General features: G+C 65.7%; 24 protein-coding genes. 11 read left to right on the forward strand and 13 right to left on the reverse strand.

Annotated features, from left to right (window positions below; translation table 11 throughout):
- Nucleotides 1-319: 319 nt before the first annotated feature.
- From G154_RS16165 to G154_RS16185, 5 genes are all read right to left on the reverse strand, one after another.
- Nucleotides 320-775, reverse strand: coding sequence for a GNAT family N-acetyltransferase (locus G154_RS16165; RefSeq protein ID WP_110807191.1), 456 nt, complete (start codon nt 773-775; stop codon nt 320-322).
- A gap of 18 nt (nt 776-793) precedes the next feature.
- A complete protein-coding gene (locus G154_RS16170; RefSeq protein WP_019509891.1) occupies nt 794-1,069 on the reverse strand; it encodes a DUF3297 family protein in 276 nt (91 codons plus the stop codon).
- A 118-nt stretch (nt 1,070-1,187) separates the two neighbouring features.
- Complete coding sequence (locus G154_RS16175; RefSeq protein WP_131701304.1) at nt 1,188-1,571, reverse strand: hypothetical protein; 384 nt, start codon at nt 1,569-1,571, stop codon at nt 1,188-1,190.
- A gap of 100 nt (nt 1,572-1,671) precedes the next feature.
- Nucleotides 1,672-1,992 carry a hypothetical protein gene (locus G154_RS16180; RefSeq protein ID WP_019509889.1) on the reverse strand — a complete coding sequence of 107 codons (321 nt, stop codon included), beginning with the start codon at nt 1,990-1,992 and terminating at the stop codon, nt 1,672-1,674.
- A gap of 132 nt (nt 1,993-2,124) precedes the next feature.
- On the reverse strand, nt 2,125-2,670 hold the full coding sequence (locus G154_RS16185; protein ID WP_019509888.1) for a TetR/AcrR family transcriptional regulator: 546 nt from the start codon (nt 2,668-2,670) through the stop codon (nt 2,125-2,127).
- A 129-nt stretch (nt 2,671-2,799) separates the two neighbouring features.
- Here G154_RS16185 and G154_RS16190 point away from each other — a divergent pair, with 129 nt between their 5' ends.
- The gene (locus G154_RS16190) at nt 2,800-3,858 is read left to right on the forward strand and encodes a phosphotransferase family protein (RefSeq protein ID WP_019509887.1); all 1,059 of its coding nucleotides are present in this window, start codon (nt 2,800-2,802) and stop codon (nt 3,856-3,858) included.
- 6 nt (nt 3,859-3,864) lie between these two features.
- On the opposite strand, the gene G154_RS16195 is transcribed toward G154_RS16190, so the two are convergent.
- A complete protein-coding gene (locus G154_RS16195; protein WP_019509886.1) occupies nt 3,865-4,527 on the reverse strand; it encodes a TetR/AcrR family transcriptional regulator in 663 nt (220 codons plus the stop codon).
- Between the two features lie 310 nt (nt 4,528-4,837).
- Here G154_RS16195 and G154_RS16200 point away from each other — a divergent pair, with 310 nt between their 5' ends.
- From G154_RS16200 to G154_RS16220, 5 genes are all read left to right on the forward strand, one after another.
- Entirely contained in the window at nt 4,838-5,344 is a 507-nt protein-coding gene (locus tag G154_RS16200) for a CAP domain-containing protein (protein ID WP_019509885.1), read from the forward strand.
- Between the two features lie 126 nt (nt 5,345-5,470).
- Nucleotides 5,471-6,361, forward strand: coding sequence for a PaaI family thioesterase (locus G154_RS16205; protein ID WP_081650020.1), 891 nt, complete (start codon nt 5,471-5,473; stop codon nt 6,359-6,361).
- Entirely contained in the window at nt 6,358-6,849 is a 492-nt protein-coding gene (locus tag G154_RS16210) for an SRPBCC family protein (protein ID WP_019509883.1), read from the forward strand. The genes G154_RS16205 and G154_RS16210 overlap by 4 nt, the downstream gene beginning before the upstream one ends.
- A complete protein-coding gene (locus G154_RS16215; protein ID WP_019509882.1) occupies nt 6,846-8,366 on the forward strand; it encodes a GMC family oxidoreductase in 1,521 nt (506 codons plus the stop codon). The genes G154_RS16210 and G154_RS16215 overlap by 4 nt, the downstream gene beginning before the upstream one ends.
- A 102-nt stretch (nt 8,367-8,468) precedes the next feature.
- Nucleotides 8,469-8,906, forward strand: coding sequence for a pyridoxamine 5'-phosphate oxidase family protein (locus G154_RS16220; protein ID WP_019509881.1), 438 nt, complete (start codon nt 8,469-8,471; stop codon nt 8,904-8,906).
- Between the two features lie 18 nt (nt 8,907-8,924).
- On the opposite strand, the gene G154_RS16225 is transcribed toward G154_RS16220, so the two are convergent.
- From G154_RS16225 to G154_RS16235, 3 genes are read right to left on the reverse strand one after another with little or no spacing between them, the layout of a single operon-like run.
- On the reverse strand, nt 8,925-10,211 hold the full coding sequence (locus G154_RS16225; RefSeq protein WP_019509880.1) for an NAD(P)/FAD-dependent oxidoreductase: 1,287 nt from the start codon (nt 10,209-10,211) through the stop codon (nt 8,925-8,927).
- A gap of 49 nt (nt 10,212-10,260) precedes the next feature.
- A complete protein-coding gene (locus G154_RS16230) occupies nt 10,261-10,530 on the reverse strand; it encodes a cytochrome C oxidase subunit IV family protein (RefSeq protein WP_019509879.1) in 270 nt (89 codons plus the stop codon).
- Entirely contained in the window at nt 10,530-11,150 is a 621-nt protein-coding gene (locus tag G154_RS16235) for a cytochrome c oxidase subunit 3 (protein ID WP_019509878.1), read from the reverse strand. The genes G154_RS16230 and G154_RS16235 overlap by 1 nt, the downstream gene beginning before the upstream one ends.
- A 59-nt stretch (nt 11,151-11,209) precedes the next feature.
- Between G154_RS16235 and G154_RS16240 the strand changes: the two genes are divergently transcribed.
- The 5 genes from G154_RS16240 (at nt 11,210) to G154_RS16260 (ending at nt 17,088) form a co-directional block, all read left to right on the forward strand.
- Nucleotides 11,210-12,373: an acyl-CoA dehydrogenase family protein gene (locus tag G154_RS16240; protein WP_023985883.1), complete on the forward strand. Its 1,164-nt coding sequence runs from the start codon at nt 11,210-11,212 to the stop codon at nt 12,371-12,373.
- Nucleotides 12,374-12,583: 210 nt separating this feature from the next.
- The gene (locus G154_RS16245; RefSeq protein WP_019509876.1) at nt 12,584-13,255 is read left to right on the forward strand and encodes a TetR/AcrR family transcriptional regulator; all 672 of its coding nucleotides are present in this window, start codon (nt 12,584-12,586) and stop codon (nt 13,253-13,255) included.
- A gap of 67 nt (nt 13,256-13,322) precedes the next feature.
- Nucleotides 13,323-14,474, forward strand: coding sequence for an acetyl-CoA C-acetyltransferase (locus G154_RS16250; RefSeq protein WP_019509875.1), 1,152 nt, complete (start codon nt 13,323-13,325; stop codon nt 14,472-14,474).
- A 5-nt stretch (nt 14,475-14,479) separates the two neighbouring features.
- Nucleotides 14,480-15,631, forward strand: coding sequence for an acyl-CoA dehydrogenase family protein (locus G154_RS16255; protein ID WP_019509874.1), 1,152 nt, complete (start codon nt 14,480-14,482; stop codon nt 15,629-15,631).
- A gap of 143 nt (nt 15,632-15,774) precedes the next feature.
- Entirely contained in the window at nt 15,775-17,088 is a 1,314-nt protein-coding gene (locus G154_RS16260) for a cytochrome P450 (protein WP_019509873.1), read from the forward strand.
- A gap of 91 nt (nt 17,089-17,179) precedes the next feature.
- Here the strand turns inward: G154_RS16260 and G154_RS16265 are convergent, their stop codons facing one another.
- Genes G154_RS16265 through G154_RS16280 form a run of 4 tightly spaced genes read right to left on the reverse strand, consistent with a single transcriptional unit; the run spans nt 17,180 to nt 21,629 of the window.
- A complete protein-coding gene (locus G154_RS16265; protein WP_019509872.1) occupies nt 17,180-18,373 on the reverse strand; it encodes an acetyl-CoA hydrolase/transferase C-terminal domain-containing protein in 1,194 nt (397 codons plus the stop codon).
- Nucleotides 18,374-18,386: 13 nt separating this feature from the next.
- Nucleotides 18,387-19,979, reverse strand: a complete 1,593-nt coding sequence (locus G154_RS16270) for an FAD-dependent oxidoreductase (protein WP_019509871.1) — start codon at nt 19,977-19,979, stop codon at nt 18,387-18,389.
- A 46-nt stretch (nt 19,980-20,025) separates the two neighbouring features.
- Entirely contained in the window at nt 20,026-20,211 is a 186-nt protein-coding gene (locus G154_RS16275; RefSeq protein ID WP_019509870.1) for a ferredoxin, read from the reverse strand.
- A complete protein-coding gene (locus G154_RS16280) occupies nt 20,211-21,629 on the reverse strand; it encodes an aldehyde dehydrogenase family protein (protein WP_110807189.1) in 1,419 nt (472 codons plus the stop codon). The genes G154_RS16275 and G154_RS16280 overlap by 1 nt, the downstream gene beginning before the upstream one ends.
- Nucleotides 21,630-21,631 lie beyond the last annotated feature (2 nt).

Raw genomic sequence — 21,631 nt, forward strand, 5'->3', positions numbered from 1 at the left:
AGTGAAATCGGTTCATTGACAGGACTTTTCACAAATGAACCAGTAGAGATCACGAAGGTCGGTCATCACGGGACGAAATCTGTTCGACTCCAGTCAAATTCAAATGCTGACCACCAGGCGATACACGCATGGGCATTGCTGCCGGCCACTAAATCCGCGGGGATTTTTCAGAGATGCTGCTAAACCCGGTACCGCTGAGCACCCTCGAGCGACGATTTCGCATCTACGTCATCGCATCGCGGGTACACCCGATGTGCGGGTGTATTCCTTGGGTGGCACCGCACCACGGGCAGCAGCTGAACAGCTCAGGATGCCTGGTTCACAAGTCCCGGGAGAACTGATACATCTCGTCATCGAGACCGTCGAGATGCCAACCGACGGCGGTAAAGAACTCCAAGGCCGCCCGGTTGTCCGGGTCGACGAAGGCGACCCAGCGCCGCGCGGGCGGATGCTCTTCCCAGTTCAGCACCGCCGACAAGATGGCACGCCCCAGACCTACGCGCCTACGCCACGGGCAGACGGCCAGGTCGGTGATTGCGTGTGCAACACCCTCGGAGTCCCACGCGCACCCCGCCAGGCCGATCGGCGCTCCGTCGACATCGGTGATCACCAGTTGGACGCCCTCGCTCTCGGCCAGAACATGCTCGAGCCATTCCTCGTCGAGCGGACCCAGGCGGCGACAGAGCTCGTCATCGTCGAACCACGGCGCGACCCACCGCCAGTCGGCACGCACAATCCGCCGGATTCGCACGACATCAGCAGGCGACGGACTCACGGCCGGAGAAGATGCCGACTACTCCGCGGAGCGGTAGAACGGCTCGACCGTGCCGTTGACCTTGACGACCATCGGATTTCCGCGGCGGTCCTTGGCGGTGGGCACCTCCAGGCGAACCCAGCCCTCATCCACATCGTATTCGTGCACATTGGTCTTCTCGACGCCATTGAAGCGAATCCCCACGCCGCGGATCAGTGCGTCCTCGCTGTAGTGGGCACTCCGCGGATCGATGGAGAGGTGGTTCGGAGGAACGTCGTCGTTCTGGTGCTCGGAGTCGGTCGGGTGCTCAGACATGATGGCTTTCGTCCAATGCTGCGATGTTTCTCGGCTGTGGTCCCCAAAGAACCTACGCGAGTGGGGACGACCAGGTTAGCCCAGGTCGCTCGCGGCGCACCCACCGCGACGAATCCAACTACACCGCCGGGGGCACCAGCACGAGGGCGAACCCGTCAGCGGCCCGTCCCGTCTGGCGAGCCACCAACCTGGCCGCCGGGCCGGAGATCGCGGCATCGGCCGCGCCGGGCTCTGTCAGCCGAAGCCGGGCAGCGATATCACGCAGGTCCGCCTCGGCGTCGCTGCCATGGAACCCGTCGAGCCAGGACCACAGGGACGGGGCCATCGCCCTGGGCAGGGCCGTCGAACTGCTGACAAAACCGGTGAGCAGATCGCGGATGACCACTTGGGTCTCCCCGGCACCGAGTTGTGCGCACAGCCACGAATGCGCAGTCTGATCCAGAAACCCCCGCGCGGAGTGCAACAGCGCCCACGCGAAGGTCACCTCTGCCGCTCGGTCCATCGCCACCACTTCTCTACCTCCCCCGCCCATGACCTGATTTGCCGCCGGTTCGTCGCCGCGTCCGAGCCACCGTCACGTCGTACGCCGGTGGAGACACCCCTCAGATGCATCCGCTGACACATGGATCGACAGGCTGAGCCGACTCGGGCGCGAGCATGCCTGCGCCCGGCTGCTGTTGGGTGTAGTCGACATCCCCGTCCAGCGCCGGGGCGATCGGAACGAATCGACAGAACAGGGAGACCGCCAGCGCGCAGGGCCCGTCCGCCGGTTCGGCGTGGACCGGCGACGCCAGGACGACGGCGGCCGTGGACGCAGCAAGGGACGCGGCGATGGCTGCGCCGACAACGGTCGACAGCCTCCGTCGGTTCGCCGCGGCCGAGACACCCGGTCGCGGGCCGGTCATCCGGATGGTCCCCGTCATGCCACGCCCCTCTCCTGCCGCCGATGGCAAGACGCCCGACGCATCGAGCGCATTCCCCTCTCGTCGAGTCTATTCGAATGGACATTAAAATATGGGCAAATTGGGATACCGCCACCAGAGTGCGCATGGTTCTCACCCACCCGAAAGACCGGCGCGGCCTTCGATCAGGGTCAGCAGGTCGCGGAAGATCGCCTCGAGACCGTCCAGATCGGGAGCCAAGGCGGCTTGCTCGTAACCCACCAGGAGATAGAGGGCCGCGTCGGCGAACCGGCCGGCCCGGATCCCGTCGACACCCAGCTCAAGCGCCGCGTCGAACACCACCTGTTGCCGCAATCGGTCAACCTCGGACTGAATGGCGGCGACTTCGGGATCCACCCGGCTCCAGGCTCGTATCGCACATTCCGCGGGATGGTTCAGCCGCAACGCCACCTCGACGAGCCCCTCGATACGCCGCCGCGGATCGGGTTCGGCACAGATCACCTTGAGTTGGGCCAACGTGCCGTTGACTTTCCAGTATCCGATGAGTTGACGGCGATAGTCCGCCCAGTTGTCGAAGTAGTGATAGAACGATCCGGAGGTCACCCCCAGCCGGCGGCACACCTCTGCCAGCTTGAGCCCCAGATGGCCCCGGTCACCGAGGACTTCGAGCCCGACCGCCACGTAATCCTCACGGGTCACGGTCGGCCGGACCGCTGCGCGTCGTCAGGTCGGGGCACGCCGAAATTCTAATCTATGATAAATAACCAGGGGAAGCATCTCGCTGCACGCATTGCGCGCGAGACCCGCCGGCTCGATGGAGATCCGCAAATGACTGTCCGACCAGCCACCTCCGCCCGCGAGGACCGCGCAGACCCGGGTATGTGGACGCAACCCGACGCCGTGGCGACCTGGCTACGGACCCACGGCATCGACGTCAGCACTCCGCTGACCATCACCCGAGTGGGTATCGGCCAGTCGAACATCACCACACTCGTCGTCGACGCCGCGGGCCGGGAATGGGTGATGCGCGAGCCACCGGCAGGCACCGCGGGCGGTCACACCCACAATCTGGACCGGGAAGTCGGCATCCTGCGCGCACTGGCACACACCGGCGTACCCGTTCCGGCGGTCATCGGTACCGGCAGGAGCTCCGGCGGAGCTCCGTTCGTGGTCATGGAACGCGCCGCCGGTTCGGCACTGGAGACAGAAGACGATGCGTGCTCTCTCACACCGGACCAGCGGCATGCCCTCGGCCGTTCGGTGGCCGTGACCCTCGCCTCGCTGCATCGCTTGGACCCTGCGATCTTGAACATCGAGGTATCGGGCGACCCGTATCTGCTCCGCCAGATCCGCCGGGTGACGGCGGCATGGGAACGCGTTCGCGCCGAGAGCCGCCACGACGACGCTTGGTCGGCCACGCGTGACAAGCTGGCCGAACGCTTACCCGAGGACGCGCCGGCGGTCATCATGCATGGCGACTACCGGCTGTCCAATCTGTTGGTCGCCGACGGTCGGATCACCGCCGTGCTGGACTGGGAGCTGTGCACCGTCGGCGACCCACTCGCCGATCTGGCGTGGCTCCTCGACGATTGGCGACCTGCCGCGGAACCGGCCATCGTGATGCCGAGCCCCACCCGGGCCGGCGGTTTCCCGAATCGCGCCGAAATGATCGACATCTACCGGGATGCCACCGGCCGAGGCGTCGACAATCTCGACTACTACCGTGCCTTCACCCAGTGGCGGGCGGCAAGCCTGTTGGAGGGCGTGCGATTCCGCCGCCTGTCCGGAGCGATGGGAACGCACGCCGCCATCGACCCGGGTGCTCTCGAAGACTCGATCGGGGTGCTGCTGGCATCGGCGCGCGAGCACCTGCGCGGCATCGGCTGATCCAGCTCAACGATGCGCGGCGTCGGCAATACCGTACCGAATGATGGATTGAGCGTTCTCGACGACAGCCTCCACCGAGGAGCGACGCGGATTCCACCACTCCACCGCCCAATTCAACGCCCCGAGCACCAGCATCTGCGCGATGTACAGATCGAGATCGGGACGTAGGACGCCATCTCGGGCCACGTCGTTGATCAGTCTGCGCCAGATATCGCCGTAGCGTTCTTCCTCGAGAATCTGCCTCTTCCGGATTCCCTGAGGCACCTGACCGGCGTTTCGGATCGCGGCCGTCGTGTAGTCCGATATCTCCAATTCATGTCGCAGATGAGCCTCCGCGGCAACCAGTAATCGGTCCAGGGCCGGGGTTCCGTCGGGAATCTCGTCGAGCACCGACGCCACGTGCTCCCGCATATCCGCGATGCCCGCCCACATCACCTCTTCGATCAGTTCGTCGCGAGACGGGAAGTAGTAATAGATGGCGGGCGCCTGCAGATCCGCGGCGGCGGCGACATCGGTCAATCGAAGACCCGCATAGCCATGCTCAGACAGGACCCGAGCGGCGGCGTCGAGGATGCGCTTGCGCGTCAGAGCCGACTTGGATTCGTGCTCGGACTCGCCCGAATCCACCTGATTCGCCGACGTCGAGGGCCGATTGCTGTGCCTGGGCATTCCGACATGATACGGCCGGGCTCGCCCGGGTCGGTCGACATCCAACCGGGTCGGCGGTACCGCGACAGCCCGTCATCGTCCCGCCGCGCAACCGGCTCCCGCGATCACAAAAAATGAACACAAAATAAAAAATACTTGACCGGACCGCCTGCATTGCGCACAGTGATGGGTGGCCCCCGCCGCGCGGACCGCGACGGACGCTCAAGAACGCGATACTCGAACCTCGGTGAGATCACGCCCTGAACGGGCGACGCTCGGTTCGCGCCGCGAGCATCACCGGCCGAGCACCCCCTGGATCGGAGCGACGAACATGCACATATCGGCATCGGGTGGCGCGACCGCACCGTTCCGACGCAGCATCGCGCTGACCGCTCTCCTGCCGATCGCGGTTCTCGGCGCGGCTCCGGCGCATGCGGACAACCGCAGGCTCAACGAGAGCGTCATCGCCAATGTCTACACGGTGCAACGTCAGGCGGGCTGCCCGGCCGAGATCACCCGCAACCCTGCGCTGCAGCTTGCCGCCCAATGGCATGCGCGCGATGCGGTGGCCCATCGTGGCGTGTTCGGCGAACTCGGATCTGACGGTTCCACGTCGCAATCCCGCGCGGACAGAGCCGGCTACCGCGGGACCGCGCAGCAGACCGTTGCCATCAATCCGGCACTGGCCATCAGCGGAATCGAATTGATCAACCAGTGGTATCACAACCCCGTCTCCCTGGGAATCATGCGCAGTTGCGCCAACACCGAGATGGGGGTGTGGTCGGAGAACAGTCTTGACCGCACCGTCGTCGTCGCGGTGTACGGTCAGCCGAACTGAGCGGCCACCTGCATTGCCTCAGCGTACGTCGTCAGCCGGAATACGTTCGGCGACAAGACTACCCACCCGCACCCCGGCAGCTCATCAGCGTTGCCGTGACGCGCACCCGAGAAACTGGATGAACACATGACCACTGCCGATGACACCCGCGCCGGGTGCATGGTCGGGGACCCGACATCGGTCGAAACCCGCTTCGGCTTGCACAACTGTCATCTCACCACCGGCGGAAATCGTTGCGCGTTCAGGATTCCACCATGGGCCCGCGATCGGTCGGGACGACCGAGAGTGGGCGCACTGATGGTGCTGGCCGACCATATCCTCGGCGAACTCCCCTACTTGAACAGGCCGCCGAGAACCTGGACACTCACCGGGGAACTGACCCTCGATATCATCAGCGCGGTTCCGCTGGACGGGGAACTCTTCGCCGAAGCGCGAACCGTGGCCGGACGTTCGGAGACGTTCGTCGAATGTCACATCACCGACCGCACGGGCGAGATCGTGGCAGCCGGCACGACGCGCAGCGTCACCGTTCCGGCTGCCGGAGCAGATCCGTTGGCCGACAACGCTGCACGAGACAATGCCGCACGAGATGATGCGCCGATAAAGTGCGGTGACATCGATCGCGTTCTCGGCCTGAGTTATCGGCAGTCGGGCGACCTGCTCCACGTGGAGATGACGGATCCAGACGGCTGGGTCAACGGATTTGGGATCATGCATGGCGGTATTTCCGCATGTGTCACCGAACTGGCCGCCGCCGAGTACGTCAGCGCACGCAATCCGGATCTGCACACCGCGCACGTACACACCACCTACCTGCGTCCGGTCGTCGTCGGATACCCCTATGTCGCAACGGCTCGCCCCTATCACATCGGTAGGTCCTCGGCCGTTGTCGAAGTTCTCGGCTTCGGTGGCTCCGGAGAGCTGTGCACTGTGTCGACGGTGACCGCACGCCGGCTGGGCTCCGTCGATCGGGCATCTGCTTTGACATCGACATCGACCGACGAGGAGGCCAGATGAGCACGACATTGCGCAAGGGTGACCGCGTCGGAGGCAGGACGGTGGTGCGCGCGTCCGCGCGCCACGTCTACGACATCGTGTCCGACATCCGCCGAATTCCGGAATGGAGCCCGGAGTGCATCCGCGCCGAATGGACCGGTCCTCAGCAGTTCCGCGGCAGCAATCGTCGTCGATTCGGCCGATGGTCGACCACCGTGCGCATCATCGCCGATGATCCGGCACGGGAATTCGGCTTCGCCGTCCAGATGGGCGGCGCGGACTTCACCACCTGGATCTACCGCATGGTGCCGACACCGCACGGTTGCGAGCTCAGCGAAGAGATGACCATGTGTGTCGACCTTCCCACGGTCGCGTTGCTGTTCGAACGTATCGCGCTGCGGGTCAAGGACCGCCGAACCGACCTGCAGGGCAATATCGACCAGTCGCTTCGTACCATCCGGCGCATCGCCGAGACCTCGACCCAGCCGAACGATGCGGTCCTACCGTGAACGCCGGTGCCTCAGACGCCGAGGTGTTCGACCATATCGTCGTCGGGGCCGGCTCGGCCGGGTGCGTGATCGCCGCACGGCTGGCTGCAGCCGGAGCTCGGGTCGGCCTACTGGAGGCCGGCGGCACCGACCGCCGCCCCGATGTGCGGCTGCCGCTGGGCATCGCGTCCCTGTTCGCGACCGCGAATTGGCGATATCCCATGCTGCCCGATCCGAGCAAGCACGATCAACCCGGTGCATTCGCGGCCGGTCGGATCATCGGTGGCAGTGGGTCGATCAACGCGATGGTCTACGTGCGAGGACGTGCCGCCGACTACCGACGCTGGGCACTAGCCGGTGCCACCGGATGGGACCACGAGGATGTGCTGCCGGCGTTTCGGGCCCTGGAGAACTGGTGCGACGGTGCCGACGAGTTCCGCGGCTCCGGCGGCCCGATCGACGTGAGCTGGTGCGGACACACCCACCCGCTCGACGCGGCCTTCCTCGACGCTGCCGCCGAATCCGGCTTTGACCGTAATCCGGACCACAACGGCGCGTCACAGCTCGGTGCCGGCCCGGCCCAGGTGAATCAACGGCGCGGCCTGCGCTGCTCGGCGGCGACCGGATTTCTCCGCGCCCTGCCCGCCGACCGGCGACCGCGCGTCATCACCCGGGCACCGGTCGACCGGGTCGTGCTCGAGCGCGGTCGGGCCATCGGGGTCATGACCCGCGGGCGACTCCTGCGTGCCGAGCACGATGTCATCCTCAGTGCAGGCGCGATCGGTACACCGGCCGTGCTGTTGAGATCGGGAATCGGACCCGGTGGCACCGCCGCGGATCTGTCCGGTGTGGGCCAGAATCTTCAGGACCACCTCGTGGTGGCACAGCACTGGTCCAGTCATGTGCCCACGATCAACTCCCTGACCGCGCCGCAGGCGGCACGGGCACTGGGCTCGCTGGCCGCGCGTGGCTCCGGCCCGCTGACCACCACACCGTTCGAGGCGCAGCTTTTCACCGACGATTTCCAGATCGCGATATCGCCCATCCACTATCAGCTCGATCCGCTCCGGGGACGGGCCAGGATCGGACGCGCCGACGCATTCACGGTCTACACCGTGCTGCTGCACCCGCGATCCCGTGGGCACGTCGAGTTACGCAACGGCAAACCGGTGGTGCGTCATCACCGGTTGGCCGACGCCCAGGATCGCGCCGATCTGCTCTCCGGCGCCGCACTGGCCCGCGAGCTGGTGGAATCCACATCGGCAATGCGGCCCATGGCCGGGCGGTATCTGGACGACACCGGAGACTTCGACGCAGACTGGCTGGGCGACAAGGAATCCAGCATCTACCACGCAGTCGGCACATGCCGCATGGGAACCGACGACAACGCCGTCGTCGGACCGGATTTGCGCGTGCACGCTGTGGACGGGCTCCGCGTCGCGGATGCCTCGATCATGCCGAACATCACCTCCGGCAACACCAACGCGCCCTCGATGATGATCGGCTATCGCGCCGCCGACGTCATTCTGCACGGCTGACCCTTTCACGCAGGAGCCACCTTGTCTTCACCCGCAAAGTCTTCACCCGGAACGTCCTCACCCGGAAGCCCGCCACCCCAGCGGCGTCGGCGATCGCTGGCCATGACCCGATCGGAGCTCGACGCGTTCCTCGGTGCGCAGCGGACGTGCCGAGTCGGCACCGTCTCGGCAAGTGGGCAACCGCACGTGACACCGTTGTGGTTTGCCTGGGACGGCACAGCACTGTGGTTGTACTCCATCGTCGACAGTCAGCGTTGGGTCGACATCGTTCGTGATCCCCGAGTGAGCGTCGTGATCGACGACGGGGAACGCTACGCGGAACTACGCGGAGTGGAGATCCTCGGGACCGCACAGACGGTGGGCGACGCCCCGCGGACCACCACCCCCGACACCCAGCTGATCGAACCGGAACGGCTGTTCGCGGAGAAGTACTTCGGCTCCGCCGACTTCGTCAGCGACGGGCGTCACGCATGGCTGAGGGTCATCCCGAACCGGCTGCGCAGCTGGGACTTCCGCAAGATCGCACAGCGGCCTGCATAGCTCGGTCGATCCCGGTCCTCAACTGTACAGCAGTTGGCGGGCCGCCCGCTCCCCGCTGACCACGGCGGTCTCGACGCCCAGGTGGGCCAGATAGTCACCGGCCAGCCGGATTCGCGGTGGCATCGACGTCCGCAGGTCGCGCATGCGCGCATAGTGGCCGGGCGGGCAGGTCGCCAGCGCACGATCGAAGCGGAACACCTCTGCTTCCGGCTGCGGATATCGCGAGCCCAGAATCTCCCCCACGTGTCGTTGGGCGACCGCAATGAGCTCGTCGTCGTCGAGGCGCCTGGTGGCCTCGCTGGAGAAGTACGAATCGGTCATCCGCGCGCCGGCGGGTACCAGATCCGACGTGCGGGCAGTCTTCACAATCGTCCCGAGAACTTCGCGCGGCCCGGCCCCGATCGGCAGCAACATCTCGAATGCGCTGCTGGGCCAGGGATCCCGCTCCCAGCGGAGGTTGACGTGCGCCATCGACGCATACGGAGCCTCCGTCAGGACCCGGCGGGCATCTGCCGTGGCGGCATCGCCGAGCAGCCCTGCCGCAGTGCCCGAATCGGTCGCCACCACGACACCCATGGCCGACAGCGACGTCCCGCCTGCGATTCCCACGAGCACCGACCCGTCGGACTGTGCGGTCACCGAGGTCACCTCGGTGCCGAGGCGAACCTGTGCGTCCCTGGCCAGTTCTGCGCACAGGCTTCCCATGCCCGCGCGTGGCAGAAAGAACTTCGCGCGGTGGGCGCGCTTCATCAAACCCTGGAGATACGGTATCGAAAGATCGCGGCAGTCGGTTCCGAAGGACGGCTCGATCAGTGGCCGCACGAAGCACTCGAAGAGGTTGTCACCCAACCGGCGACGCGCCCAGCTCTCCATGTCTTCACCGGTGTCGAACTCCGCCAGACTGTCGGTCTCGAACGGATCGGGCGCCGGGGACACGATCGCCTGGATTGCACGCGCCGCCAGACGCACCTTGTCTCCGACGGACAATAGAGACGACGCGAGCACCGAGGGGATGTAGTCGTAGCGGATGGCGTTCAGCTGTCGGCCGTCCCACAGACCTGCCAGCGGCGACCAGCCGGTCAGCAGATCACCGCGGCCCGCGTCGGTGAGCGTCGCGATCGTCCTGTCATAGGAATTCAACAGGTAGATGGCTCCGACCTCGACCCCGAATCCCCCGCGGGTAACGGTGCGGGTCCGACCGCCGAGTGCATCACCGGCCTCCAGCAGGGCTACCGGTCTGCCGGCACGTGCCAGGGTCGCCGCGGCGGCGCACCCCGCCATCCCGCCTCCGATGATCACGTACATGGCGATGTCTCCTCTGTCCGAAGATGGGGGTGGCAGGCCGGGAGCCGCGTCATGCCAGCAGGTAGAGGCCGATGAGCAGCAATCCGACCACGATGTTCCAGCCGCCGAACACCGCGCGCAGCGCGATCGGCGCGTCGCGCAGCTCCATGAAGTACTGGCCGACGAAATGCACCTTGGCAAAGGCGATCACGATGATGCTGATCGCAGCGCTGCGGACGCCCAGTTCGTGCCCGACGCCGAGGATCCAGGATGCGACGGTGGCCGCGACGAGGACGAACCAGACAACCGTGATGCGGTCGCGCAGAAGATTTGTCAGCATTATTTCACCAAGTAGAGGAGTGGGAAGATGACGATCCACAGCAGGTCGACCATGTGCCAGAAGCACGCTGCGCCCTCCAGGTAGCGCTGCTGGCGCTCACCGCGCACCGGCCGACGGGTAAGGGTGACCATGAACCACAACAACGCGAGTCCGATCACCACATGCAGCAGGTGCAGCCCCGTCATCACGTAGAAGTACATGAAGAACTCGTTGGTCGCGGGCACCAGGCCCATCGAGATCTTCTCGCCGTACTCGATCGCCTTGTTGACGATGAAGACCACACCGCATGCCATGGCCCCGTAGAGAAGCCGGCGGGCCAGCTCAAGGGCACCACCGCGAACTGCCCGCAGGGCGGTCACCACCAACAGCGAACTGGTCAACAGTACGAGGGTATTGACGACACCGAAGGTCTGGTTGAGCAGGAGCTGCGATTGGTTGAACTCGGCGGTATCTGCGCCGCGGTAGTACAGATACACGCCGAAAAGCATTGCGAACACCGTCATGTCCCCGAAGATGAAGACCCACATGCCCTCTTCACCGGGGAGATGTCGCTGCCGTGGCACATCCTTGCCTGCTGGAGTGTGCTTGGCGGTCGTCGGCATGCTGGCGCCCTTCGTCATTGATCGGACCGTGTGACGAAGAATTTAACATGAAATAAAAAGTGGAGTACGGTATCGGTATGGTGAGTCAGCTCAGCGAGGAAGAAAACCTGCTCGTCGACACCGTGCGTCAGTTCGTCGATCGCGATGTCCGACCGACGGTGCGCGACGTCGAACACGCCAACGAGTACCCCGAAGCGTGGATCGATCAGATGAAGCGTATCGGGATCTACGGGTTGGCCGTTCCCGAGGAGTACGGCGGCACACCGGTATCCACCGCCTGCTACGTCCTGGTCACCCAGGAGTTGGCGCGCGGCTGGATGAGCCTCGCCGGGGCGATGGGCGGACATACCGTGGTGGCCAAGCTGGTGTCCCAGTTCGGCACCGAAGAACAGCGCCAGAAGTATCTTCCGGCGATGGCCAGCGGCGAGATACGTGCCACGATGGCACTGACCGAGCCGGGCGGCGGATCCGACCTACAGGCCATGACCACCACGGCACTGCCCGCCCCCGACAATGACGGCGAACTCGTCATCAACGGCGCGAAGACCTGGATCTCCAACGCTCGCCGGTCCGGGCTGATCGCACTGCTGTGTAAGACCGACCCGAAGGCCACGCCCAAACACACCGGCATCTCGGTCGTTCTCGTCGAACACGGCGACGGCCTGACAGTGTCGCGCGACCTGCCCAAACTCGGGTACAAGGGGGTGGAGAGCTGCGAGCTGTCCTTCGACAACTGCCGAGTGCCTGCCGGCGCCGTTCTCGGCGGCGTGCCCGGCAAGGGCTTCACCCAGATGATGCGCGGCCTGGAGACCGGACGAATCCAGGTCGCGTCCCGCGCCCTCGGTGTCGCGACCGCCGCACTGGAGGACTCGCTGGCCTACGCCCAGGAACGGGAGAGCTTCGGCCAGCCCATCTGGAAGCACCAGGCAATCGGTCATTACCTTGCCGACATGGCCACGAAGCTGACCGCCGCGCGTCAGCTGACGCTGCACGCTGCACAGTGCTATGACAGCGGACGACGTGCCGACATGGAGGCCGGTATGGCGAAGCTGTTCGCCTCGGAGACGGCCATGGAAATCGCGCTCAATGCCGTGCGCATCCACGGCGGGTACGGCTACTCCACCGAGTACGACGTGGAGCGATACTTCCGCGACGCTCCGCTGATGATCGTCGGCGAGGGAACCAACGAGATCCAGCGCAACGTCATCGCCGCCCAACTCGTCTCACGCGGCACCATCTGAGCGGGAAGCCCGGAGGGACAGGTACCGCAGCGCCAATCCTCGCTCTGCTGAACCGCCGCCGCTACCGGCAGATCGATCTGATCGCATCGGGTATGCGCGACGTCCGAGACTTCCGGGTACAGCCCATCGACTGGTCGGTGTTGCCGACGACATAGCGACGATGTGCGGGCGCAGCCGGATTTCTGCACTGCAGACTCCTATCATCGAGCCATGGCGAGAAAGCCGGCGATTGCCGAATCACGTGAAGCATCGGATGACACGTCGGGTGACACCAAGGCGCAACGCACCCGGGCGCGCATCCTCGACGCCGCCGCGCGCGTCCTGAGCGTCAAAGGCTACGCAGGCACCCGCCTCACCGATGTCGCCACGCAGGCCGATCTGCAGGCACCGGCGATCTACTACTACTTCAAGTCCCGCGACGATCTCATCGAAGAGGTCATGTTCTGCGGGATCAGCGATATGCGACGACATCTGACCGGTGTGCTCGACGCGCTGCCCGACGGCATGAACTCGATGGATCGGATCATGACCGCGGTCGAGGCTCATCTGCAGCACGAGCTTGAGCTCTCCGACTATGCCCGCGCCACCATCCGCAACTCAGGCCAGATCCCCGATCATCTGAAGGCCCGCCAGAAGAAGGAAGAGGCCGCCTACACCCGGATCTGGCGGGGACTGGTCAAGTCTGCCGCCGACGACGGTGAGATCCGCGAAGATCTCGATCCCATGCTGGCCCAGGCCCTGGTTCTCGGCGCGCTGAACTGGGCGGCGGAATGGTGGGACCCGCGCCGCAACTCCGTGGAGACCATGGTTCACAACGCCCAGGTGTTCGTCCGTCACGGCCTGAGTCCGGCGCCACCGGCGAAGACCCGCCGCAAGCGGTGACACTTGCGTAGCCCGATATGAAACAGCGGATTGCCGACATTTTTGATTCTATGTTAAATTAATTGGCATGACTGAGGCTTATATCGTTGACGCCACCCGCACCGCCGTCGGACGACGCAAGGGCGGTTTCGCAGACGCACACCCGGCCGACATGGCCGCCCACGTGATCAAGACCGTCACGGGTCGCCACGACATCGACCCGGCGGCCATCGACGATGTCATCCTCGGCTGTCTGGACAACATCGGCAGCCAGGCCGGTGACATCGCCCGTACCGCGGCGCTGGCCGCCGGACTGCCGGAGTCCGTGCCGGGCGTGACCATCGACCGTCAGTGCGGATCTGCCCAACAGGCAGTGCATTTCGCCGCCCAGGCCGTGATGAGTGGTACGTCGGACCTCATCGTCGCCGGCGGTGTCCAGAAGATGACCCAGTACCCCATCCTGTGCGCGTTCAACGCCGGTGAACCCTTCGGATCGAGCGATCCGTGGACCGGGTGCGAAGGCTGGCAGGACCGCTACGGCGACCAGGAGATCTCCCAGTTCCGCGGTGCCGAGATGATGGCGGCCCAATGGAAGCTCAGCCGCGAGGACAACGAGCGGTTCGCCCTGGAAAGCCATCGGCGCGCCCTCGCCGCTATCGACGACGGCCACTTCGCCAGGGAGATAACCGAGTTCAAGGGCATCAGCGTCGACGAGGGCCCCCGCGCGGACACCACCGCCGAGAAGATGGCCTCACTGCCCACCCTGGTGGAGGGCGGAGTGCTCACGGCCGCGGTCGCCAGCCAGATCTCCGATGGCGCTGCCGCACTGCTGGTCGCTTCCAAGTCTGCTGTCGACCGATTCGGACTGACCCCCCGCGCTCGCATCCACCACATGTCGGTCCGCGGCGCCGATCCGGTGATGATGCTCTCGGCACCCATCACCGCGACCCAGCACGCGCTCAAGCGCGCCGGTATGTCGATCGACGATATCGACGTCGTCGAGATCAACGAGGCCTTCGCTCCGGTTGTGCTGGCCTGGCTGGCCGAGATCGGCGCCGATCCCGCCAAGGTCAACCCCAACGGCGGTGCGATCGCGCTCGGCCATCCCATCGGTTGCACCGGCGCCCGGCTGATGACCTCCATGCTGCACGAGCTCGAGCGCACCGGCGGACGATTCGGCCTGCAGACCATGTGCGAAGGCGGCGGCCAGGCCAACGTGACCATCATCGAACGCCTCTGATCATCATGAAGCGCTCACTCTACGAAGCCGACCACGAGGCCTACCGGGACACCGTTCGGGAGTTCCTTGCCCGCGAAGTGGTTCCGCATCAGCATGATTGGGACGAGCAACGCTGGATCGACCGCTCCGTCTTCGCACGTGCCGCCAAGTCGGGCATCTACGCCCTGCAGGTTCCGGAAACCTACGGCGGATCCGGCGAGGCCGATTACCGGTACCGCATGATCGTGTGCGAGGAGATCGCCCGGATCAACGCGCTCTCGTTCGGACTGACCGTCAGCCTGCAGGATGACCTCGTGCTGCACTACCTGCTCGACCTGACCAACGACGAGCAGAAGCAACGCTGGTTGCCGGGATTCGCCGCCGGCGACCTGATCGGCGCCTTGGCGATGACCGAGCCCAGCGCGGGCAGCGACCTGCGCGGTATGCGCACCACGGCCCGCCGCGATGGTGACAACTGGATTCTGAACGGCCAGAAGACCTTCATCTCCAGCGGCATCATGTCCGATGTGCTGGTCGTGGCCGCCAAGACCGACCCCGACGGTGGCTCACGCGCCTTCAGCCTGTTCGTCGTCGAACGCGACACTCCTGGATTCGAACGCGGCCGCAAACTCGACAAGCTCGGTCTGCCCGCCCAGGACACCGCCGAACTCTACTTCGAGGATGCCGTGGTGCCTGCTGCCAACCTGTTGGGCGACGAGGGCAAGGGTCTGCAGTACCTGATGAGCCATCTGCCCCGCGAACGGCTCGGCGTCACCGCCAAGGCGATGGCCACCACTCGGGCCATCTTCGACGCCACCGTCGAGTACTGCCAGAACCGGCAGGCTTTCGGCGCGCCGCTGACCGACAAGCAGCACGTGCGCTTCGAACTCGCCGAGATGGAGACCGAGATCGACCTCGCGGAGGCCTACACCGACCGTAGCGTGCTCGCCTACAACGCCGGCGAGTTGAGCGCGGTGGACGCGGCGAAGGGCAAGTGGTATCTGAGCGAGCTGCAGAAGCGAGTCATCGACCGGTGTCTGCAACTGCACGGCGGGTACGGCTACATGATGGAGTATCCCGTCGCCAGGGCCTATCTGGACACCCGCATCCAGACCATCTACGGCGGTACCACCGAGATCATGAAGGAGATCATCGGGCGCGATATCGCCGCCCGCTGAGCATCTGTTTATCCCCGGGACCGGAACATCCGGCCCCGGGCATATTCGTCGGTTGGACAACCCATCGGCGAAAAACCTTGATCCGTTCCGATTTTCAAATCTATACTAAAAATTCATTTGCTCGCACACCCGAGGAGCGCCCGATGACCAGCAGCCCGGTGGATTCGGCACCAGCGCACAACGATCGAGATCCAGACAACCCCGCGGATCGCGAGTACGACCCCGTCGACATCTCCCCCAAATCGTTCTGGGCGAAATCGGCCCGCGAGCGCGATATCGCCTTCGCCGAATTGCGCCGCCGCGCCCCGGTGAGCTGGCAACGGCCCGTCGAGAGTGATCTCGCGCCGTCGGAGATCACCGGCTTCTGGGCGGTGACCTCCCATGAGCTGATCCGCGAGGTCAGCACGCATCCCGAGATATTCTGCTCCGGCGGCGGTATCCAACTCGAAGATGTGCCTGACGAGTTTCTCGAGGCGGCATCGTCGTTCCTGGCGATGGATGGTCAACGCCACCTCACCTATCGCAGGCTGATGAGCGGCTCGTTCACTCCTCGCCAGGTCAAGCGCATCGAAGACCAGATCCGCGACCGGGCGGCGACGATCGTCGACGAATTCCTGACCAAAGGTTCCGGCGACTGGGTCGAGAATGTCGCCAAGCAGATGCCGATGAACACGATTTACGAGATGGCCGGCCTCCCCGTGGAGAAACGGGATGAAGCAGCGCACTTCGCCGATGAGCTCGCCGGCTGGAACGACCCCGACATCGCTGCAGGCCGATCGTCTGCCGAGGTCCTCAACGACGCTCTGGTCGGCAATCTCGGGATCGGCCTGGAGTTCGCCGAAACGACCAGGACCTGCCCGCGCGACGATATCTGGTCGAATCTGGTGACCTCTACCGTCGATGGTCATGAGCTCGACGACGACGAACTCGCCTCGATGTTCGTGCTGATGTCCTTCGCGGGCAACGACACGACCCGCACCACATTGTCACTCGGCGTGAAGGCCTTCGTCGACAACCCGGACCAGACGGCGTATCTGCTCGAGGACTTCGAAGGCAGGATCGACGCCGCCATCGATGAGGTGCTGCGCTGGGTGACGCCGGTGATGACCTTCCGGCGCACCGCGACCCAGGACACGGTGCTCGGCGGACGCCAGATCCGCAAGGGCGACTGGGTGGTGATGATCTACTCCTCGGGCAACCGCGACGAAAGCGAGTTCCCCGACCCTTGGACCTTCGACATCAGTCGCAAGCCCAACCAACACGTCGCCTTCGGCGGCGGCGGACCACACTACTGCCTCGGCGCCTTCCTGGCCAAGATGCAGCTCAAGCACATGCTGGACCAGATCTTGCATCGCCTGCCCGAGTTGCGGTTCGGTGAACCCGACATGCTGGTCAGCAACTTCGCCGCCGCGGTGAAGACCATGCATGCCGAGGCGCGCTGTCCGGTCGGACACTGAGCTCGTCCGACTCCCCGACTGAACCGGCACCCCCGCTCCGACTTCGTTGTCGAGGCGGGGGTGCCGTGGTCTGTGTGGGCGGCACCGACGGTCAGCGCGACCGGTCGAAGAGTTTCTCGATCAGGGCACGTCGCTGCCCCCAGTCCGCGGTACGCAGATCCGCATGCCCGGTCTCGGTGACGATCACCTCGATGTCATGGGCCGGTGTCGACGCGGGCCTGCTCAGCGTGTCCACCAAGGTGCAGCGCCCGCCGAACCCGGAACCGACCGCGATGATCGACAGCCCGTGCGGATGCAGCCGCGCGGCTGCGCAGTAGTCGGGGTGTCCCCCGATGCCACCGACGATCTTGTCGCCCACACCCTCGACGTTGACCTGACCGAACGGATCGATCTCGATGGCGGTGTTGACCGCGAAAAAAGGTCTGCCACGGGACAATCTGGTGATGTCGTGGCTGTGCCCGATACCGCGCAGGATGGGCCGTCCATCGGCCCAGTCATAGAGGGCTCGGTCGCCGAACAGATACGTAGCCGACGGTTCGCCGATGAGCAGCCCACGGCGCTCCAGATCGATCACCGCATCGGTCAACAGCCCGGTGTCGACCGCCATGGGCGTGCGACCGCGTTGCAGCAGTGCGGTGCCCAACTGTCCGGGACCGTACTGCACCCGGGCTCCCTCGGGGATCAGCGCCAGGACCCGGTCGGCCAGTTCCTCGTGTAACGGCTCGGGCGCCCGCGGGGCCACACGTGCCGGCATGTCACCAGCCCGGCCCACCACCGACACCGCGTCCAATGGCAGCCCGGATTCGGCGCTGGCCGCCGGTGCGGCATCGTCGAGCACCGCCCATACCGGCACACCGGCATCGACCAGCGCCTGCTGCCATGACACCTCGGTGCAGAAGTGCACGGCACCACCGCGGTGGGTCATTCGGGTGATCAGGACATCGGGACGTAGCGGCCCGGTCAACAGTCCCGGAATCGCGGCAAGACTGGTCGGGATGGCACAGGTGGCGGGGTGTGGCAGTAGACCGCGGACGCCCCAGCCCGGCATCAGCGTCACGATCCGCGCGAAGGCGCCTGCCGAAACATCTTGCGGAGCAACAGGGCTCCACCCGAGGACGAGGGTCACACCGCCGGTGTTCGCCGCGTAGTCGCTCAGTACCGCACCGATCGTTTCGGTGTTCTCGGCAAGACAGCCGAGCGCGCCCACCCCGTCACCGAGCGCGATGACGGGCCCGCGGCCGGTCGGCAGGAGCGCCAGCAGGCCGGCAAGATCAGACGTGTGCACCGGTGGCGGCCGGCTAACCGGCCACGCCGGCCGCGGTGAGCAGCGCGGCGCGGTCGACGACCTTGACCCGTGGCCGATCGGCGACCGATCCCTGCGCCCGTTCGGCATCGTCGATCAGACGCCAACCCGACCAGTCGACGACCGGAACCCCCTGCTCGCCGAGGCGGGCGCGGATCGCCTCCGGCTGCGCCGTCGGCGTCGGCAGCCGTCCGGCGGCGGCATCGGCCAACAGGCTTTCCACCGTCTCCCGAGCGCACAGTCGATTGGTCCCGATGACACCACGCGGGCCGCGCTTGACCCAGCCGGTGACATACAGCCCCGGCACGGGCGCATCGTCGGAGGTCACCCGTCCCGCGTGGTTGGACACCACCCCGGTCTCCGGGTCGGACGGCAGGCCGGGCACCGGTGCCGATCGATACCCGATGGCACGCAACACCATCGACGTCTCGATCGTGCTGGTCTCATCGCCGTCCTCGATGACCAACGCCTCGACCCGCTCGGTTCCGCTCACCTGCAACGGTCGGGCACCGAACCGGAGCACGATGCGGCGACGACCGGCGACGGTCGGACGCGTGGCGTACTCGCCGACGATATCGAACTTCAGCGCCCCCTCGTGATCGTCCGGCCGCTCACCGAGGGCGCCCTCGACGACGATGTCGACATCGGGCAGGGAACCGAGCGCCATCAGCTCGCCGACCGAGAACGCGCCCGCCCCGGCACCACGGCGAGCCAGGATCACGACCTCGCGAACCGCGCTGCGGCGCAGCTCGTTCAGCGCATGCTCGGCAATATCGGTCGCGCGCAGGGTTGCCTCGTCCAGGACGAGGATCCGTGCGACGTCCAGCGCGACATTGCCGTTGCCGATGATCACTGCCCGCTCCGAGTCCAGCGGGAACGTCGCCTCGGCGTGATCGGGATGGCCGTTGTACCAGTTGACGAAATCGGCGGCGGCAACGCTGCCGGGTAGCCGCTCGCCGGGAATGCCGAGCTCGCGACTGCGGGTGGCGCCGGTCGCATAGATCACCGCGTCATAGGACGCCGTCAGCTGTTCGTGGGTGACGTCGGTACCGACACAGACGTTGAAATAGCACTGCACGCTGGGCCCGGACAGCGCGGTGTCGAACACCGAGGTGATGTCCTTGGTGTGCTGGTGGTCGGGGGCCACGCCGAAGCGGACCAGCCCATAGGGGGTGGGTAGACGATCGAAGACGTCGACGCGCACGCCGGGGCTGCGGGTCAGATCGGCCACCGCGTAGCACGCCGCGGGACCGGCACCGACGACCGCCACCCGTAACGCATCGCGGCCGACCGGTGTCGGTGACCACCGTGCGGGTGTGGCCCGGATGTCCAGCGGCGTGCCGGCGAAGTAGTCGGCGTTGATGGTCTTGAATCGCAGTTGGGACTCCGGCAGGTCATCTTCGTGATAGATCGCGCCGACCGGGCAGACCGCCACACACGCACCGCAATCCACGCAACTGGCGGGATCGATGTAGAGCATCGGCGCTGCGGTCCCGGCGGTGTCCGGCGCCGGGCGGATGCAGTCGGCCGGACAGACCGGAACACAGCTGGCATCGGTGCAGCAGTTCTGGGTGATGACGAAGGTCATCGATTCTCCTCGGGTACTCGATCGCTGAAGATGTTGCCGCGCCGGGCTAGTCGTCGAACGACAGCGCGCTGGTGGGGCAATTGGAGATGGCCTCTGCGGTCAGCTCCCGGTTCCCATCCGGATCCCCGATCACATGTGCCTGCCCGTCGTCGCCGATTTCGAAGACGTCCGGCGCGGTCATCTCACACATGCCGATGCCCGAACACCTGGAGCCGTCGACCCGTACTCCCATCAGAACAACCTCCTCATGATCTTGATCGCGCGATCGGTGTAGGGCGGGTAGGTGAGCGCCAGGTCGGGTTTGGCGCTCTTGGCCAGCACCGCCCTGCGATGACTGAGCGCCTCGAATCCCCAACGCCCGTGGTACTGGCCGATACCGCTGGCCCCCACGCCGCCGAACGGCAGTTGCGGTACCAGACAGTGCATGGCCACATGGTTGATCACCGCGCCACCCGAGGGAATCGCGTCGATCAGGTCCTCGCCGAGTCGGTTCGAGCCGGTGAATACATACAAGGCCAGCGGCTTTGGCCGCGCGTTGATGAATTCGATTGCTGCCGCGGTGTTCTCGACCCCCAGGACGGGCAGAATCGGACCGAAGATCTCGTCGGCCATCACCGCATCGTTGGGCGCGGGATCACGGATGACGGTGGGTTCGATACGCAGTTCGGCTTCGACGCACCCGCCGCCGGTGACGATCGTGCCCGAGGTGGATTCGACCAGACCGCGCAACCGGTCGAACTGACGACGATTGACGATGCGCTGACCCGTCGAGGCCTCCTGCGCCCGGAACACCGCCATGTTCTCGACGATCTTGGCGGTCAGGGTATCCACCACCGAACGCTCGGCAAGGACATAGTCCGGCGCGATACAGGTCTGCCCGGAGTTCATCAATTTCACCCACGCGATGCGCCGAGCGGTGACGTCGAGATCCGCATCCGAGGTGACGATCACCGGGCTCTTGCCGCCCAACTCCAGTGTCACCGGGGTCAGCGTCGGGGCAGCCGCGGCCATGATCTTGCGACCTATCTCGGTGCCGCCGGTGAACAGCACATGGTCATAGCCCTGCGCGATAAGCCGCTGGGTGGTCGCACCGTCACCCTCGACGACCCGCACCGCCTGGCTGTCGAGATACTTCGGCACCAGGTCGGCAAGCAGGGCCGAGGTGGCCGGTGCCAGTTCGGAGGGCTTGAGAAGTGCGCAGTTGCCCGCGGCAACCGCGGCGACCAGCGGACCCATGCTCAGGTAGAACGGATAGTTCCACGGTCCGATCACCAGCACGCTGCCCAGCGGGTCGTACTGCACCCAGCCACGTCCGGGTCGTTGTGCCAACGGCAACGGCTGGCGCTGCCGGCGCATCCACTTCTTGAGGTGTTTGCGGGCGTACGCCGCCTCGCCCTTGGTCGACGCGATATCGCCGAGCCAGGCTTCCACCGGCGGCCTTCCGAGATCCTCGGCCAGCGCCGCGGCGATCGCCGGCTCCTGCTCGTCACACAGCGCCTCGATCGCGGCCAACTGGTCCAGCCGCCACTGCAGCCCACGGGTCCGTCCGGTGCGGAAGACCCGGTGCAACTCGGCGCGTTCACCGCCGGCGTTCTCGGACACCGGTTCCCCGATCGTCGTCGAGGGTGTCGTAGGAGACATCGATGTCATGG

The sequence above is a fragment of the Mycobacterium sp. VKM Ac-1816D genome, from assembly GCF_000416385.1.
GTDB classification, from domain to species: domain Bacteria; phylum Actinomycetota; class Actinomycetes; order Mycobacteriales; family Mycobacteriaceae; genus Mycobacterium; species Mycobacterium neoaurum_A.

Excerpts from the sequence above, each read along its gene's own strand:
- G154_RS16250 (WP_019509875.1), top strand. The coding sequence starts at position 13,323 with ATGACTGAGGCTTATATCGTTGACGCCACCCGCACCGCCGTCGGACGA.
- G154_RS16205 (WP_081650020.1), top strand. The coding sequence starts at position 5,471 with ATGACCACTGCCGATGACACCCGCGCCGGGTGCATGGTCGGGGACCCG.
- G154_RS16200 (WP_019509885.1), top strand. The coding sequence starts at position 4,838 with ATGCACATATCGGCATCGGGTGGCGCGACCGCACCGTTCCGACGCAGC.
- G154_RS16230 (WP_019509879.1), bottom strand. The coding sequence starts at position 10,530 with ATGCTGACAAATCTTCTGCGCGACCGCATCACGGTTGTCTGGTTCGTC.
- G154_RS16225 (WP_019509880.1), bottom strand. The coding sequence starts at position 10,211 with ATGTACGTGATCATCGGAGGCGGGATGGCGGGGTGCGCCGCCGCGGCG.
- G154_RS16195 (WP_019509886.1), bottom strand. The coding sequence starts at position 4,527 with ATGCCCAGGCACAGCAATCGGCCCTCGACGTCGGCGAATCAGGTGGAT.
- G154_RS16220 (WP_019509881.1), top strand. The coding sequence starts at position 8,469 with ATGACCCGATCGGAGCTCGACGCGTTCCTCGGTGCGCAGCGGACGTGC.
- G154_RS16170 (WP_019509891.1), bottom strand. The coding sequence starts at position 1,069 with ATGTCTGAGCACCCGACCGACTCCGAGCACCAGAACGACGACGTTCCT.
- G154_RS16180 (WP_019509889.1), bottom strand. The coding sequence starts at position 1,992 with ATGACGGGGACCATCCGGATGACCGGCCCGCGACCGGGTGTCTCGGCC.
- G154_RS16175 (WP_131701304.1), bottom strand. The coding sequence starts at position 1,571 with ATGGACCGAGCGGCAGAGGTGACCTTCGCGTGGGCGCTGTTGCACTCC.
- G154_RS16235 (WP_019509878.1), bottom strand. The coding sequence starts at position 11,150 with ATGACGAAGGGCGCCAGCATGCCGACGACCGCCAAGCACACTCCAGCA.
- G154_RS16260 (WP_019509873.1), top strand. The coding sequence starts at position 15,775 with ATGACCAGCAGCCCGGTGGATTCGGCACCAGCGCACAACGATCGAGAT.
- G154_RS16210 (WP_019509883.1), top strand. The coding sequence starts at position 6,358 with ATGAGCACGACATTGCGCAAGGGTGACCGCGTCGGAGGCAGGACGGTG.
- G154_RS16275 (WP_019509870.1), bottom strand. The coding sequence starts at position 20,211 with ATGGGAGTACGGGTCGACGGCTCCAGGTGTTCGGGCATCGGCATGTGT.
- G154_RS16280 (WP_110807189.1), bottom strand. The coding sequence starts at position 21,629 with ATGACATCGATGTCTCCTACGACACCCTCGACGACGATCGGGGAACCG.
- G154_RS16270 (WP_019509871.1), bottom strand. The coding sequence starts at position 19,979 with ATGACCTTCGTCATCACCCAGAACTGCTGCACCGATGCCAGCTGTGTT.
- G154_RS16240 (WP_023985883.1), top strand. The coding sequence starts at position 11,210 with ATGGTGAGTCAGCTCAGCGAGGAAGAAAACCTGCTCGTCGACACCGTG.
- G154_RS16255 (WP_019509874.1), top strand. The coding sequence starts at position 14,480 with ATGAAGCGCTCACTCTACGAAGCCGACCACGAGGCCTACCGGGACACC.
- G154_RS16190 (WP_019509887.1), top strand. The coding sequence starts at position 2,800 with ATGACTGTCCGACCAGCCACCTCCGCCCGCGAGGACCGCGCAGACCCG.
- G154_RS16245 (WP_019509876.1), top strand. The coding sequence starts at position 12,584 with ATGGCGAGAAAGCCGGCGATTGCCGAATCACGTGAAGCATCGGATGAC.